Raw genomic sequence first — 12,772 nt, forward strand, 5'->3', positions numbered from 1 at the left:
GGCTTATCTCGCCTTGTTTGCTTTGCGGGCTCCGGTGGTCCGAAAACCCAATTGTCACATAAAGATCGGATGGGTGAAGGCGCGGCTGTTTCTGTCGATACTCGGCTCGCAGCCGGCTTCTTTCGCTTTGCGTGTTCTACTTCCGAAGGCCTTTTGCGCCCGTCTGAAGGCCGGTATCGTTGCTGCGAAAGCCGTGTCCCTTAGGTCCCGGCAGCAGTCGCGGGGGAATAGATGCAAAAGAACGGCGCGGCGATCGTCTTCAGCGCAGGCGACTTGGTCGGGCACCTGAATTGTCGTTACCTTACGTACCTCGATCTCAAGGTCGCGCAAGGCGAGCTGGCGAGGCCAAGGGTCCGCGATGACCCAACTCTCGATGCGCTGACAGAGCGCGGCAAGATCCACGAGCGGGGCTTCGTCGACCATCTTGCCGAGCAGGGCGGCTCCGTCGCTAGGCGATGGTCCGCGGCGACGCAGTGATCGTCCAAGCGGCATTACAGGATGGACATTGGAGTGGTCGCGCCGATGTGCTGCGTCGGGTCGAGATACCAAGCGGCTTGGGCGCTTGGGTCTTACGAAGTCACGGACGCCAAGTTAGCGCGCGAGACCAAAGGCAACACGGTCCTGCAACTCAGTCTTTAACTCGGACTTGTTGGCGAAGATGCAGCAGAGGCCCCCGGAGAAGGCCCACGTTGTGACGCCGGGGACGCAATACTTGCCGGAGGCGTATCGCATGGCTGATTTTGCAGCGTTCTATCGGCGCATCAGGCGAAGCCTCGAGACCTTTGCGGCTTCGCCTTCGCATAGCGGTCTCTATCCCGACCCGATCGAGCACTGTGAAATCTGCCGGTGGCGTGAGCCCTGTGCGTCGAGGCGGCGCAGCGACGATCACCTGTCGCTTGTCGCAGGGATAGCCAAGACCCAGATTGAAGAACTGGTCCGGCGAGGTGCGGGCACTATGGCGGCCCTCGCTACGCTGCCTATCCCCCTGCAATGGCGCCCTGATCGGGGCAGTGCACCAGGCTACGAGAAGGTCCGCGAACAGGCGAGACTCCAAGTCGAGGGGCGTCGACTCTCACTCAGAGATTTTTTACTGGTTCGGCGTGGATTTTTGGCGAGCTCAATAGGATCGGTCTGGTTTGCGTTCGAAATAAGCTTGGTGGGCTAATCACTTAGCGGGACGGTTGGCCGACAACTCACGCTCGAGTGCGGATTTATTTCCACGAGGCATTTGGAGCGATGCCGGTTAGCCAGCTCTGGTTGGGCTCAGGCGCTGCGTACCCACGAGAGCAAGCTTGGAACAACAAGGCCGGCTCGCGCTTGAACAACTAAGGAGGCCGGCTATGTCGCTAGTAAAACCGTCGCGTCCTATTCGCACAACGCTCAATCTTGCAGACGCGAAGCAGGTAAAGTCTGTTCGAAAGCGGCTTGGCATCTCCGCTCCTGATTTAGTCAGGATCGTCGATAAGATGGGTAACTCGTTAGCCGCCATACAGAAGGAAGTTGAACTCGAAAGGCTGGTGAACCGCCCCGGGTTTGCCGGAGGCTCCAACTCCTGAGAGGATGGAGCCATGACGAGCAAGACAACGAACAAGTTTTCAGCCGAGGTCCGGACCCGAGCGGTTCGGATGGTTCTGGATCACGCCGGCGAGCACCCGTCGCGCTGGGCGGCAGTGACGTCGATCGCGGCCAAGATCGGCTGCACGCCGCAGACGCTGCATGACTGGGTCAAGAAGGCCGAGGTCGATAGCGGGCAGCGGGCCGGCGTTCCAACCGAGATGGCCGAGAAGCTGAAGGCGCTCGAACGGGAGAACCGCGAGCTTCGGCAGGCCAACGAGATCCTGCGCAAGGCAAGCGCCTATTTTGCGATGGCGGAGCTCGACCGCCGGTCCAAGCCATGATCGCCTTCATCGACGATCATCGTGGGGCGCATGGGGTCGAGCCGATCTGCAAGGTGTTGCCGATCGCCCCCTCGACCTACCACGCCCATGTGGCCAAGCGGCGCGATCCGGCCAAGTTGTCGGTACGCGCCAAGCAGGATGCCAGGCTGAAGATCGAGGTTCGGCGTGTGTTCGAGGAGAACTTCTCCGTCTATGGCGCGCGCAAGGTGTGGCGTCAGCTCAAGCGCGAAGGCTTCGATGTTGCCCGTTGCACAGTCTCGCGATTGATGCGGGACATGGGTTTGCAAGGGGTGATCCGCGGCAAATCCGTCAAGACTACGATCAGCGACAAGGCTGCGCCATGCCCGCTGGATCACGTCAACCGCCAGTTCAAGGCGACAAGGCCGAACGTTCTCTGGCTCTCCGACTTCACCTATGTCGCGACCTGGACCGGCTTTGTCTACGTCGCCTTTGTGATCGACGCCTATGCCCGCAGGATCGTGGGCTGGCGAGCCTCGCGCACGGCGCATGCAGGCTTCGTGCTCGATGCTCTGGAGCAGGCACTGCACGATCGACGGCCGGTCCATCGCGGCGGCCTCGTGCACCATAGCGACAGGGGTAGCCAATACGTCTCGATCAAATATACCGAGCGCCTGGCTGAAGCAGGCGTGGAGCCCTCCGTCGGCAGCGTTGGAGATTCCTATGACAATGCTCTCGCCGAAACCATCAACGGTCTCTACAAGGCCGAGGTGATACATCGGCGTGGGCCATGGCGCAGCTTCGAAGCCGTCGAGTTCGCTACCCTGGAATGGGTCGATTGGTTCAACAACCGAAGGCTCCTTGAGCCCATCGGCAACATACCGCCGGCCGAAGCAGAGCAACGCTACTACGCCATGCTGGAACAACCCGCCATGGCGGCATAACTTAAACCAAATGGCCTCCGGCAAACCCGGGGCGGTTCATGGCGGGCCTTGAACACGCCAGCTCCAAAAAAGAACCCGCGGCCGTGACGTAGAGGTTTGGGGCCGACCCCGTTTGAGGAGAAATGCGATGAACGGTCTCATTTACTTGATAGGACTGATCGTTGTGATCGCGGCCATTCTTTCGTTCTTTGGCTTACGCTAATGCCCCGCAAGTCTAAAGTGTCCTTGCCTGTTTGTGGCCGAGGCCGGTGGTTGCAGCAAAATGGATGATCCACACCAAATAAACTCCATTATTGCCACCGCGATTTCTGATTTCTTCAAAGGACATCCTGACGCGCAATGTGGAATTGAAGAAGCCAAGCTCCTAGGGAAGCAGATTATCGAAGCTCTGAATGAGGCGGGCCTGCAGATTACCCCGGTCGATCCGGGGCGGTCGGCTCGCTAACTCTGCCTCATGTGAATGGCGTCCGCCAGATCGGATCAACTCTCAGGGCTGCACCGCTTTCAGTGCGACGGGAATTTGGTCAGGCAAGTCTGGCCAAAGACGCGCGATGACATGGAAAACTCCATCACTGACTGAACCAACAACTCAGCGAGATCCGAGCGTGTTTGGCTGGATTAAAACTGACCCAAGACGGAAAACAATCCAAGAGGATCGGCAATACGTCGTTGGCCGAACGCAGCGCTTTCTTCGAAGTTATTTATCGGCAGATGAGGCTCGCAAGCGGCGATTTTATGAGGCGATAGAAGGAGCATCCGCCGGTTGCCGTCCGGTCATAGAGCCGCTTTCGGAGGATGCGCAGATTGCCAGAGCCACCGCTGAAGCTGCCCTTGAGGTTGTGAAGCGGCGCAGCCAACGGGGAAATGACGGCGAAGACCATTTGGCAATATTCATCACCGACGCCTACGCCACTGTAGCAATGGCATATCACCGCGCCGCGGGCACATACGCGATCGATCAAGAAATGCAGCAACTTGGCACCGCTGCCGTCCATCTTCTGACGATTGCGACATCCTATATGACAGCTCACCATCCGGCCGAAAAAGGCGGATGAAGCCAGTGCCAAGCCCTACGGCTTAATAAGCTCCGAAGTAGGCGCGCCTCGCGCAGGCCGTTGCGGCTATCGGACGCGGAACGGCCTTTACATACAAGAACAAGCAGATCGACTTCAGGACGCTCGGCAAGGACCTTGGCGTCCGCTGGGCAGTCCAGGGCGCGGTGCGACGCAACGGGGATCAGGTCCGGGCCAACGTATCACTTACGGATATCGCGAGCGGTCGGGACGTATGGTCCGATCGTTTCGACGGCGATCGTACGAACCTCGCCGCCTTGCAGGACGAGATCACAGCGCGGCTCGCCCGCTCGCTGAACATTGAACTGATCCAGGCCGAAAGCCGTCGCAGTGAAGTGGACCGGTCGAGGAATCCAGACGCCATGGACTTCGCGATGCGCGGCTGGGCAAAGCTCTACGGGCCGCAGTCGAAGATCCAAAATGATCAGGCGAAGGACCTATTCGATAGTGCGCTGCGCCTCGATCCGGACAACTTAGAGGCCATGGTCGGGAAAGCGCAGTGTTTGGCCACTGGTGCGAACAATCGATGGTCTGCTTCCGTTACGTTTCCCTCAGAGACCAAGCCGCTCTTGATGAGCTTCGGACACAGCGCCGCAAACTTATCGCAGATCTCAATTCATGTACCGGGATCGACTGCACGAGCACTATTCGACAGATCGAGGAAGACATCGTCGTGATTGAGGCTGGGCTGGCGCGGTTGGATGGCGCAGCGACGAGATCGCCAACCAGTTGTTCCCGTTCAGCCCGCCGCCTTAACTTCCTTCTCCGCTCCACGCATCACAATCTTGAGCGCGCCATCCGGCAACGGCCGCTGTAACGCCTTCGCTCATGCACAGCCGGCCATCGTCGATGAAGCGCGTGAACACCTCCCAGCGCTTGAGGCTGTAGTCGATCGCCTTGGCGGTCTCGCTCTTGCCGGAGAGCTTGGCGCGGCGCTCGTGCAGGAAGGTATGAAGCTCATCGACCAGCGGGCGGCTGCGCGCATGCCTTCGAGCAGATAGCCGAGCTGGGCCGGCGTGATCGTCACGGCTCCGTCCACAGCCTGTGGCCAGATGAAGCGGCCGCGCTCCAGCCGCTTGGCGAACAGGCACATGCCCTGGCCGTCGTGCCACAGCACCTTGATCAGCCCGCCGCTGCGGCCGCGGAACACGAACAGATGGCCGCCATGCGGATCGCGCTTCAAGGTCTCCTGGACCAGCAGCGCCAGGCCGTCGAAGCCCTTGCGCATGTCGGTATGGCCGCTCGCCAGCCAGACCTGTGTGCCGGAGGGGATCGGGATCGTCATCGCGAACCCGCCCGGAGCGCCGTGATCACCGCCGTCACCGTCGCGGCATCCGCCGCGCCGCTGATCCGGATCTTGGTCTCAGTCCCGATCTCGACTTCGATCAGCCCCTGAGGCGGAGCTGCCGCTGCGTGAAGATCGGGATCGGCTGCAATCGTCACAGCGGCGAAGCCGGGCACGGCAGTCTCCTCGCCGCACAGCTGCTGGCGCCAGCGGAACACCTGGCTGGAATGCACACCAAACGCGCGCGCCACGCCCAGGATCGTTGCACCCGGCTGCAACGCTGCAGCGACGATGCGCTCCTTGTCAGCCCGCGACCAATGCCGCCGTCGCCGCTCCGACGTGATCACTTCCACTTCCGCTTTGGCCATAGGACTAGCTCCAGGACTAGTCCTATGGCTTCGCGAAGCCTCACTGCCGACGCAAGGTGGCCGTCACCGGGGGCTTACCCTTTGTCCGCGCGGTGACGAAATGAATTCCGACCTGAGATCCATCGACCCAAATCAGTTCGCATCGCCGAAATGCCAGACCTGTGGTGGATAGAACGAGGAAAAATTCTTGTGCCTTTAGAGGATCGGTTGAGCCTTCAACCTCAAGTTTGGCACCGCTTTCAGACGCGTCGAGAAGATGACACCTTCGCTGCCATGTCCCATCGGCTCCCATGATCCTAACGATATGTTTGTGGTCAAACCGAACGCGATTTGTCTTTCGATTATTTCCAATCATCTGAAATTCCAATGCTTCAATCAACTTTTCAAAATAGATGCGTCCCTGCGCGCGGCTCCAAGGCGCATATCGATCATCGCAGAATGAGCAAGTAGCGCCTTTCTGACCTCTTCATCCAAATTGGTCTGCCCGACGATCAGTCGGATGCGAGTATTCGCGAGTTCAAGAAGAAAAATGGCCTGGCGGGCGTCATCTGCTGTCTTAATTTTTAGAACTTCAACCTGCGACAACAGAGCGGCGACGTTCGCTAAAACGTCGGGCAGTCTCTGGTCTGAGGGACTTGTCCCAGATTTCAATTTGCGAGGCCGCTGAAATCTAAGGACCGAAGACATTGTCGCAAATCTCTTTTGCGGTCGGCAATTACTGCCGCAATGACGTTGCTTTGTCGAAAGCGATCAAAAAAACGATGAAAAAAATATAGCTTCACGCGAGACAACGGTCGAACAGACCAACTCCGACTAGAGTTGCCGTGATAATCACGGCTGCCCGATACGCAGTAGAAATCCGTGTTTTAGTTTCACGCCTAAGTGGTTAACGAAAGTTTATCAGGTTGCGCGCGGTCGGTATTGAAGTATCCAAGTTGCAGAAAATAAGTGATCGAATTTCGGCAAGCATCGATTTACCGGATCATCCGGCACTACGCAGGCACGGGGCATAGCAGTTGACCACGCGGTAGGGCGCGAGGATGGCGCTTGGTCGGGGGTGATGCTGACGCACTCGACCTACATCAATCCCTTATCGGTAACGCGCAAGCGGCGGACGTAATAGCCTTGGCTCTGAACGGCCAGCCTGATCTCGGCGCTGACTTTGAAAACTCTTTTTCTGCTCTTGCGCCACTTATGTGCAGAGTAAAGCACGGGTACGGCAGAGCCTGTACTTAGAACGAGCAAGTCGCGCTTGTCATTGCGATAGACATCAAACACCTTTTGTCCCCCGCTAATCTTATTGAATGAAATATGTTTTGGTCGTCTCAATCGACGAGCTTAGTATCTCAAATGACTGTGCGGGTTGTAAATGTGCAACTGTTAGCCGCGAATCATTGCCGGATCGAAGCGCTGGGCCTGATGCCGTGGCAAAGTCTACGGTGCTATCCCACCTTGAGCGCGCTGGATCAGCCCTATGGCGATCCCGGTGCGAAGCGCGAAGGTGCCGAATTGGCGCTGCGCATGCGAGGGCTCTTACGTCACACCCCTTATCGTGACGCGAATGACCTCAGTCGAAGCTCGGAATAAGAAGCAGGCCGTATCCGCAGAATGCTAAAGCAAGAAGCACGTAAGTGCCAACCGATGCTTGACGTCATTCCGGAAAAAATTCTCTATGAGGATCGATCGGAGCAGGCCTTCAAACTTACTCTTTGCTAGATTCCAGTTCCCGACATCGGGATTGTTCCGTCCTGTCGCAACATCGACGAAGCTGTCAAATTCCGCGTCATCATATTTCCCATGCAACGTGCGGTGACCTTCGTGTCTGATAACCCCGTTTAGATCGATGTAATTGTCCACGGTGAAATGAACCAGCGCTCGCTCCGCGTAATCAAACTGATCGGTGCCGACCCGGAAAATATAGGGTCGCCGCAATCGGTAAAGGATGTTTGCTGAACCCAAAAAAATTAGGCCAAAGTATATCAGCTTCAGTCGCCCGGACGCCGTGAGGCTAAGGGCGTGCCGACTGGTCGACGCTCGCGCGTGAACTAGCCTACGTCGCCTTATGGCCCATCGCGTCAGTTAGTCCGATGCAGCGGTTTGTGGCCATCCAGCCTGCGGTGGGCCATCCGTTGCCGGCGACAGCACTGGCAGGATCGTCGCCGGCGCACCAACTTCTTTGAAAGATGCCGCTGCAGAACATGGGGAGGGCGCCATGTCGACCGTCGCGAAGTTGCTTGCGCGGAAGAAACGGCTCCTGGCGCAACTGGAGAGCGATCCCGGGCCGAACGAGCGCGAGGAAATCGAAAGGATGCTCGCGCAGATCGAGACCGCACTGAGCTTGCTAGAACCGGGAGATGTCGTCGGTCGGAGTGACGAGTGATGCTTTTCCGTCGGTCAGAGTGCGCTCAGATCGTCCGGCACGTCCCCGAACTTCCGGATCAGCTTCGCGTCGCCGAAGTCCCCGGTCGCGGGGTCCCCGCTGCGGCTGAACGCTACGGCACCGGCGTGTCCAGGCTTGCGCGACAGCGCCTCGGCCCGCACGACCGCGGCATTGGCGCTGAAGCACTCCGTCGCCTCGCCGGCGGCCACGCCGTCGTCGGAGAAAACGAACGGTAGAGCGACGTAGTAGGTCACTTCAGCCATCTGCCTCGTCCTTGCGTTCCCGAGCCGGTGGGAGCCGTCCGCGGGCGTAGCCGGTAGACACCTTCGTCCGGAGCGCCTCGAGCTGTTGCTCCAGAAAGTCGTTCGCGACCAGGAGCGCCTTCACCGCTTCCCTCGCGTCGCCGCCGCAGGTGGCTATGGCCTGGTCCGCAGCGACGTCCAGGTCGGCGACCTTGGTTGTGGCTTCGGGGGCTGCGGACATGGCCCATTGTTCTCTATTTGTTCATATCAAGTCAAGGGTGCGGGCGGAGGCGGAGGGAATCGTCGGAAGATCGTATGTACGTGTCGGAACCGGGCCCACATGATCGTCTTGAATCCAGGCCACTACGTATCCGGAGTATCGAATTCATAGCCCCGCGCGCCAACTGGAAGGGTTTTCTACGTCTGTCCCTCGTCACCTGTCCGGTCGCGCTTTATCCCGCCACCTCGGAGAGCGAGAAGATCGGCTTCAACCAGCTCAACCGGGCGACCGGCCACCGGATCAAATACCTCAAGGTCGACGCCGACACCGGCGAGGAAGTCCCGAGCGAGGACATCGTCAAAGGCTACGAACTCGACAAGGGCCAGTATATCGAGGTGACGAAGGAGGAGCTCGAGGAGGTCGCGCTGGAGTCGACGCGGACCATCGAGATCGACGAGTTCGTCGACAAGGCGGATATCGACCCGCGCTACCTGATCCGCCCCTATTACCTGCGACCCGACGGCAAGGTCGGGCACGACGCCTTCGCCGTGATCCGGGAGACTATCCGCAAGATGGACAAGGTCGCGATCGGCCGCGTGGTGCTGACCAACCGCGAGCACATCATCGCCCTCGAGCCTCTCGACAAGGGCCTCGTCGGCACGCTGCTGCGCTACCCTTACGAGGTGCGATCCGAGCAGGAGTATTTCGACGAGATCCAGGACGTCAAAGTGACGAAGGACATGCTCGATCTCGCCAGGCACATCGTGAACCAGAAGGCGGGTCGGTTCGAGCCCGAGAAGTTCGAGGACCACTACGAAACCGCCTTGATCGACCTCATCAATAAGAAGCGCGCCGGCAAGCCGATCATGCCGAAGGAGCGTCCCGCTGCGACTAACGTCGTCGACTTGATGGAGGCGCTGCGCCGGAGCGTAGGGGGTGCTGCGGCAGAGACCAAGGCGCCCAAAAAGGCCGCCAAGAAGCCGAAGAAGGCGGCGGCAGGACAGCGCGAGATGCTGATGCCGATCGAGGGCAAGAAGCCAAAGGAGGGGGCCGCGAAGAAGCCGTCTTCCAGGCCGCAGCGGAAGTCGGCCTGACGCCATCGTAGGAGGGTCGCATGGATATGAAGGAAGCCTCGGCAATGACGGAAGCCTCCGGGCTGACGAACGCTCAAGGCGGCATCGAGCAGGCTTCGGAAGCCAGGCCGAGCAGCCCGGCGCAGCCGCGAGAATTTCGAAGACGCTCACCTCAATCGGAAATGGCGATGCGCTGGGCCGACCAGTTGCGCGAGGTGACCGTGAAGGCCCCGCTGCAGTCGCTCTTCGTCGCGTTTCTGCTCGGGGTCTGGGTGGCGCGCCGGCGCTAGGCGAGGCCAGCACGCTTCATGGCAAGGAAGCTCAAGACGTTTCAGACCTCGCTGGGCTTCTACGATCTGGCGATCGCGGCGCCGTCGATGAAAGCGGCGCTGGAAGCCTGGGGAGCGGGCAGCAACCTCTTTCACCAGGGCGCCGCCAAGGAGACAGACGATCCGGACATAGTCGCCGCGACGATGTCGAAACCGGGCGTGGTCCTCAAGCGTCCCGCCGGATCGAAGGGACGCTTCGCCGAGCACTCCGATCTCCCGTCCGACCTGGGGTCCGGCGAGAACGGAACGCAGCGTGAAAAGCGTCGGCCTAAGCCAGCGAAGCGAACCGCTCCCAAGATCAGCGAGCGGGAAGCCCAAAAGACCGCCGCCGATTTCGAGAAGGAGCAGAAGCGCCGCGAGGTCGATCGCCGGCGAGATGAGGCTGCCATGGCCAGGAGCGGGAGCGGCGGGAGAGGGCGGTCGCGAAGGCTCAGGCCGCTCTACATGATGCGAAGGCCGAGCACGACGCTAAAGCGGCCACCATCGAAGCAGAGCGCGCGGCTTTCGAAAAGCGAGCTGAGGAGGAGGAGGTCCGCTGGGAGAAGCGGAAGGAAAAGTTGGAAGCCGCCCTCCGGCAGGCGCGGGAATAGCGCCAGAGTGTCGCCTACGCTCACTGCGGTCTCCCAACTTGCTCATAAAAGCGATGAGCGGAACGGCCAACGTCGCCGAAGCATGCCCGAGTAGAACCATCGTCACGACAGCCTGCGTGAGCATCATGCGGACCTCCGCTGCGCGGCGGCCCAGGGCTGCTCGATCGAAGCGCTCCTTCGGTGCCGCCCGCAACATTGAGGAGGGCGGCTCGCTGACCATCATCGCGACCGCGCTGGTCGATACCGGCAGCCGCATGGACGAAGTCATCTTCGAAGAGTTCAAGGGCACCGGTAACTCGGAGCTGATCCTCGACCGCACTGGGGATAGTAAGAACCCGTTAAGGTCTCACCTGCACCCGCTTCTCCGGTATGGAGAGTTCGTCGTCGTTCAGGACGTCCTCCGGAGACGCATAGTGCGCTGCCGGACGGAAGAATGGATTGAGATTGCCGGTGTTCGTGTTGGCGTTGGTCATCGATGGCCTCCCTTTACGCTCCTTTCGTCGGGACGGGTTTCGGTGAGTTTGGGCGGCGGCGACCGCCGCCCGTGATGGTCTTTACTGCGTGTTGATCGCGATGCGCTTGACGCCCGCGCGCGGGTTCTCTGACTTCGGTAGCGAGATCGTCAGGACGCCGTTCTTGAACGAGGCCTCGGCCTTGTCCTCCGCGACGTCCTCGAGTGCGATCTGCCGCTGGAACGAGCCGTAGTAGCGCTCGGTGAAGTATCTGCCTTCGTCCTTGCGCTCGCTCTTCTTCTCGCCGCGGATGGTCAGCACCCCGTTCGCGATTTCGATCTGGACGTCGTTCTCCGTCATGCCGGGAAGCTCGGCGGAGATCGTGAGTGCCTTCTCGGTCTCGCTGAGCTCGATCTTTGGCCAGCTGAATTGCCCTTCCATATGCGGCGACAGGCTTGTGCCGCCGAAGCCGCGGAAGACGTCGTCGAACAGCCGGTTCATTTCGCGATGCAGCGTCATGAACGGATCGTGGGTGCCGCGCGCCGGCGCGAGCTCCTGGTTTCGCGACCAGGGAATGAGATCACGAACTGCCATGGTTTTTCTCCTTCGTTGCAGGGGTCAGGGAGCGCGGCCACGCTTGCGCGCGCCGCGTTCCGCTGTCGAACCTCGATCAGGCGTCAGGCCGCCTTCTTCTGCTCGATCTGCGAGGCGGGAGAGGCGCCGCCTCCGATCTGGATCCGGCGCGGCTTCATGGCTTCCGGCACCTCGCGGACGAGATCGATAATCAGCAGTCCGTCGCGGAAGGAGGCCTCCTTCACCTGAACGTAGTCGGCGAGGTTGAACGCACGCCGGAAAGGACGCGCGGCGATGCCCCGGTACAGGTATTCGCCGGCCGCTTCCTCGGGCTTCCTGCCCTCGATCGTGAGCGCGTTCTGCTCGGCCGTCACGGCGATGTCGTCGGCTCCGAAGCCGGCGACGGCGAGCGAGATCCGGTAGTGGTCCTCGCTGGTGCGTTCGATGTTGTACGGGGGATAGTGGTCTTCGCTCGCCTGGCGGAGCGTGCTGTCGACGAGATCGGCCAGATGGTCGAAGCCGATGGTGGAGCGCCACAGGGGCGCGAGGTCAAAGGTGGCCCTCATAACCAAGTCCTCCAAAGAGCAAGATGGATACAAGGAGCGCAAGGCAGGAGTCAGAGCGGGTCTGATACCCAGCCCGGCGCCCGCGCCGGGCCCGTGAAGGCGCCCGGCACACCGCTCTCGCGGCGAAAAATGATTTAGAAAAACGAGAAGTCGTTTCAATAGGCGGATCGAAAAAAATCTATGCGACGCTCGGTCGGTGCAGAGCTGTCGGCCATTGCGGCACCGCAAAAGCCGTTTGGGAATGATCGGCCAAGGATTTGGGCGTTCGACCGCCGCCGGAATCTTGACTCCGGTATCGCCCCGAATATTTTTGCGTCGGGAAATTCTCTTTCCCGCTTTTCTAAGCACCGAAGGACCGTGACGACCGTCAGGAGTGACGACGATGCTCGACGAAGACTTTGCCCGCATTCGTGCGCACCGCAACAACATCCACCGCTACCGACGCCTGCTTCGGACTAGGCTATCGGAGCTGGAACGTCAGTTCATCGAACGGCGCCTCGCCGAGGAGCAGACCGCGCTCGATGCTCTGGCTGCCGAATTCCCCGTCGCATTCGCGCTTCCGACAGGCCAGGATTCCGCAATGATGGGGGCGGAGCGATGAGTGACGATCCGCGGCAGCGAAAAGGTCATCGGACACTATCGCTTGCTGTTGGCGAGCGCCAAAACCGAAAGCGAGCGCGAACTCTATCGGAGCCGGATCGAGCGCGAGCAGCGGCTGCTGGACCAGCTTCAGGGCGTCCTTCCGGCTCGGTTCGCGGCGTGAGCGGGATGTCCTCTCATTGGCGGGTGTCGGACGGCGTTCCGCTCAGCGCGCTGCCCCG

At 60.3% G+C, this 12,772-nt stretch carries 19 protein-coding genes, 3 pseudogenes and 1 other annotated feature; of the genes and pseudogenes, 11 read left to right on the plus strand and 11 right to left on the minus strand.

Features of this window, described 5'->3' with window-relative positions; genetic code table 11:
* Positions 1 to 54: 54 nt before the first annotated feature.
* On the minus strand, positions 55 to 423 hold the full coding sequence (locus EI171_RS12070) for a hypothetical protein (RefSeq protein WP_161533436.1): 369 nt from the start codon (positions 421 to 423) through the stop codon (positions 55 to 57).
* Between the two features lie 1,145 nt (positions 424 to 1,568).
* Between EI171_RS12070 and EI171_RS12075 the strand changes: the two genes are divergently transcribed.
* The 4 genes from EI171_RS12075 (at position 1,569) to EI171_RS45620 (ending at position 4,550) form a co-directional block, all read left to right on the plus strand.
* A protein-coding gene (locus EI171_RS12075; RefSeq protein WP_246740238.1) for an IS3 family transposase occupies positions 1,569 to 2,800 on the plus strand; the annotation gives its coding sequence in 2 pieces (ribosomal slippage) (positions 1,569 to 1,860 and positions 1,860 to 2,800; 1,233 coding nt in all).
* Positions 1,853 to 1,969, plus strand: a sequence feature (AL1L pseudoknot). (Overlaps the previous gene by 117 nt.)
* A gap of 262 nt (positions 2,801 to 3,062) precedes the next feature.
* Positions 3,063 to 3,245 (plus strand): hypothetical protein, encoded by a 183-nt coding sequence (locus EI171_RS12080; RefSeq protein WP_074077354.1) that lies wholly within the window; start codon positions 3,063 to 3,065, stop codon positions 3,243 to 3,245.
* 106 nt (positions 3,246 to 3,351) lie between these two features.
* Positions 3,352 to 3,855, plus strand: coding sequence for a hypothetical protein (locus EI171_RS12085; protein WP_131234270.1), 504 nt, complete (start codon positions 3,352 to 3,354; stop codon positions 3,853 to 3,855).
* Positions 3,856 to 4,130: 275 nt separating this feature from the next.
* A complete protein-coding gene (locus tag EI171_RS45620) occupies positions 4,131 to 4,550 on the plus strand; it encodes a hypothetical protein (protein ID WP_231166643.1) in 420 nt (139 codons plus the stop codon).
* A gap of 75 nt (positions 4,551 to 4,625) precedes the next feature.
* Here the strand turns inward: EI171_RS45620 and EI171_RS45625 are convergent, their stop codons facing one another.
* The 6 genes and pseudogenes from EI171_RS45625 to EI171_RS12115 all read right to left on the minus strand — a co-directional run bounded on the left by EI171_RS45625 (position 4,626) and on the right by EI171_RS12115 (position 6,804).
* Positions 4,626 to 4,985 (minus strand): transposase, encoded by a 360-nt coding sequence (locus EI171_RS45625; protein WP_370141091.1) that lies wholly within the window; start codon positions 4,983 to 4,985, stop codon positions 4,626 to 4,628.
* Positions 4,910 to 5,158, minus strand: a pseudogene (tnpB, locus tag EI171_RS12095) (IS66 family insertion sequence element accessory protein TnpB); the annotation flags it as partial. The pseudogene tnpB and the gene EI171_RS45625, both read right to left, overlap by 76 nt.
* Positions 5,155 to 5,526 carry a transposase gene (locus tag EI171_RS12100; RefSeq protein ID WP_039187448.1) on the minus strand — a complete coding sequence of 124 codons (372 nt, stop codon included), beginning with the start codon at positions 5,524 to 5,526 and terminating at the stop codon, positions 5,155 to 5,157. The pseudogene tnpB and the gene EI171_RS12100, both read right to left, overlap by 4 nt.
* Before the next feature lie 40 nt (positions 5,527 to 5,566).
* Positions 5,567 to 5,881, minus strand: a complete 315-nt coding sequence (locus EI171_RS12105; RefSeq protein ID WP_074077349.1) for a PilZ domain-containing protein — start codon at positions 5,879 to 5,881, stop codon at positions 5,567 to 5,569.
* Positions 5,882 to 5,901: 20 nt separating this feature from the next.
* Complete coding sequence (locus EI171_RS12110; RefSeq protein WP_161533437.1) at positions 5,902 to 6,111, minus strand: hypothetical protein; 210 nt, start codon at positions 6,109 to 6,111, stop codon at positions 5,902 to 5,904.
* Positions 6,112 to 6,603: 492 nt separating this feature from the next.
* Positions 6,604 to 6,804, minus strand: a complete 201-nt coding sequence (locus EI171_RS12115; protein WP_011090410.1) for a hypothetical protein — start codon at positions 6,802 to 6,804, stop codon at positions 6,604 to 6,606.
* A 934-nt stretch (positions 6,805 to 7,738) separates the two neighbouring features.
* Between EI171_RS12115 and EI171_RS44700 the strand changes: the two genes are divergently transcribed.
* Positions 7,739 to 7,906, plus strand: coding sequence for a hypothetical protein (locus EI171_RS44700; protein WP_202633136.1), 168 nt, complete (start codon positions 7,739 to 7,741; stop codon positions 7,904 to 7,906).
* Positions 7,907 to 7,920: 14 nt separating this feature from the next.
* On the opposite strand, the gene EI171_RS12120 is transcribed toward EI171_RS44700, so the two are convergent.
* Positions 7,921 to 8,169 carry a hypothetical protein gene (locus EI171_RS12120; protein ID WP_161533438.1) on the minus strand — a complete coding sequence of 83 codons (249 nt, stop codon included), beginning with the start codon at positions 8,167 to 8,169 and terminating at the stop codon, positions 7,921 to 7,923.
* Positions 8,162 to 8,389 carry a hypothetical protein gene (locus EI171_RS12125; protein ID WP_161533439.1) on the minus strand — a complete coding sequence of 76 codons (228 nt, stop codon included), beginning with the start codon at positions 8,387 to 8,389 and terminating at the stop codon, positions 8,162 to 8,164. Before EI171_RS12125 ends, EI171_RS12120 begins: the two co-directional genes overlap by 8 nt.
* 146 nt (positions 8,390 to 8,535) lie before the next feature.
* Between EI171_RS12125 and EI171_RS12130 the strand changes: the two genes are divergently transcribed.
* The 4 genes and pseudogenes from EI171_RS12130 to EI171_RS12140 form a co-directional block, all read left to right on the plus strand.
* The gene (locus EI171_RS12130) at positions 8,536 to 9,462 is read left to right on the plus strand and encodes a Ku protein (protein ID WP_161536979.1); all 927 of its coding nucleotides are present in this window, start codon (positions 8,536 to 8,538) and stop codon (positions 9,460 to 9,462) included.
* Between the two features lie 20 nt (positions 9,463 to 9,482).
* Positions 9,483 to 9,731, plus strand: a complete 249-nt coding sequence (locus EI171_RS44705; protein ID WP_202633244.1) for a hypothetical protein — start codon at positions 9,483 to 9,485, stop codon at positions 9,729 to 9,731.
* Between the two features lie 18 nt (positions 9,732 to 9,749).
* Positions 9,750 to 10,360, plus strand: a pseudogene (locus EI171_RS12135) (cell envelope biogenesis protein TolA).
* 161 nt (positions 10,361 to 10,521) lie between these two features.
* Positions 10,522 to 10,692 (plus strand): annotated as a pseudogene (locus EI171_RS12140) (transcription termination factor Rho); the annotation flags it as partial.
* Between the two features lie 222 nt (positions 10,693 to 10,914).
* Here the strand turns inward: EI171_RS12140 and EI171_RS12145 are convergent.
* Complete coding sequence (locus EI171_RS12145; protein WP_161533440.1) at positions 10,915 to 11,406, minus strand: Hsp20/alpha crystallin family protein; 492 nt, start codon at positions 11,404 to 11,406, stop codon at positions 10,915 to 10,917.
* An 83-nt stretch (positions 11,407 to 11,489) separates the two neighbouring features.
* On the minus strand, positions 11,490 to 11,951 hold the full coding sequence (locus EI171_RS12150) for an Hsp20 family protein (protein ID WP_161533441.1): 462 nt from the start codon (positions 11,949 to 11,951) through the stop codon (positions 11,490 to 11,492).
* A 382-nt stretch (positions 11,952 to 12,333) separates the two neighbouring features.
* Between EI171_RS12150 and EI171_RS12155 the strand changes: the two genes are divergently transcribed.
* Together EI171_RS12155 and EI171_RS44710 are read left to right on the plus strand one after the other, a co-directional pair.
* Positions 12,334 to 12,552 carry a hypothetical protein gene (locus EI171_RS12155; protein WP_161533442.1) on the plus strand — a complete coding sequence of 73 codons (219 nt, stop codon included), beginning with the start codon at positions 12,334 to 12,336 and terminating at the stop codon, positions 12,550 to 12,552.
* A complete protein-coding gene (locus EI171_RS44710) occupies positions 12,553 to 12,714 on the plus strand; it encodes a hypothetical protein (protein WP_202633137.1) in 162 nt (53 codons plus the stop codon).
* Positions 12,715 to 12,772: the final 58 nt, after the last annotated feature.

Source organism: Bradyrhizobium sp. LCT2 (assembly GCF_009931255.1).
Taxonomy (GTDB): domain Bacteria; phylum Pseudomonadota; class Alphaproteobacteria; order Rhizobiales; family Xanthobacteraceae; genus Bradyrhizobium; species Bradyrhizobium diazoefficiens.

Bases quoted from the DNA above. Each gene is read 5' to 3' on its own strand.
- EI171_RS12070 (WP_161533436.1), bottom strand. From the start codon at position 423: ATGGTCGACGAAGCCCCGCTCGTGGATCTTGCCGCGCTCTGTCAGCGC.
- EI171_RS12080 (WP_074077354.1), top strand. From the start codon at position 3,063: ATGGATGATCCACACCAAATAAACTCCATTATTGCCACCGCGATTTCT.
- EI171_RS12085 (WP_131234270.1), top strand. From the start codon at position 3,352: ATGACATGGAAAACTCCATCACTGACTGAACCAACAACTCAGCGAGAT.
- EI171_RS12100 (WP_039187448.1), bottom strand. From the start codon at position 5,526: ATGGCCAAAGCGGAAGTGGAAGTGATCACGTCGGAGCGGCGACGGCGG.
- EI171_RS12105 (WP_074077349.1), bottom strand. From the start codon at position 5,881: ATGATTGGAAATAATCGAAAGACAAATCGCGTTCGGTTTGACCACAAA.
- EI171_RS44700 (WP_202633136.1), top strand. From the start codon at position 7,739: ATGTCGACCGTCGCGAAGTTGCTTGCGCGGAAGAAACGGCTCCTGGCG.
- EI171_RS12120 (WP_161533438.1), bottom strand. From the start codon at position 8,169: ATGGCTGAAGTGACCTACTACGTCGCTCTACCGTTCGTTTTCTCCGAC.
- EI171_RS12125 (WP_161533439.1), bottom strand. From the start codon at position 8,389: ATGTCCGCAGCCCCCGAAGCCACAACCAAGGTCGCCGACCTGGACGTC.
- EI171_RS44705 (WP_202633244.1), top strand. From the start codon at position 9,483: ATGGATATGAAGGAAGCCTCGGCAATGACGGAAGCCTCCGGGCTGACG.
- EI171_RS12145 (WP_161533440.1), bottom strand. From the start codon at position 11,406: ATGGCAGTTCGTGATCTCATTCCCTGGTCGCGAAACCAGGAGCTCGCG.
- EI171_RS12150 (WP_161533441.1), bottom strand. From the start codon at position 11,951: ATGAGGGCCACCTTTGACCTCGCGCCCCTGTGGCGCTCCACCATCGGC.
- EI171_RS12155 (WP_161533442.1), top strand. From the start codon at position 12,334: ATGCTCGACGAAGACTTTGCCCGCATTCGTGCGCACCGCAACAACATC.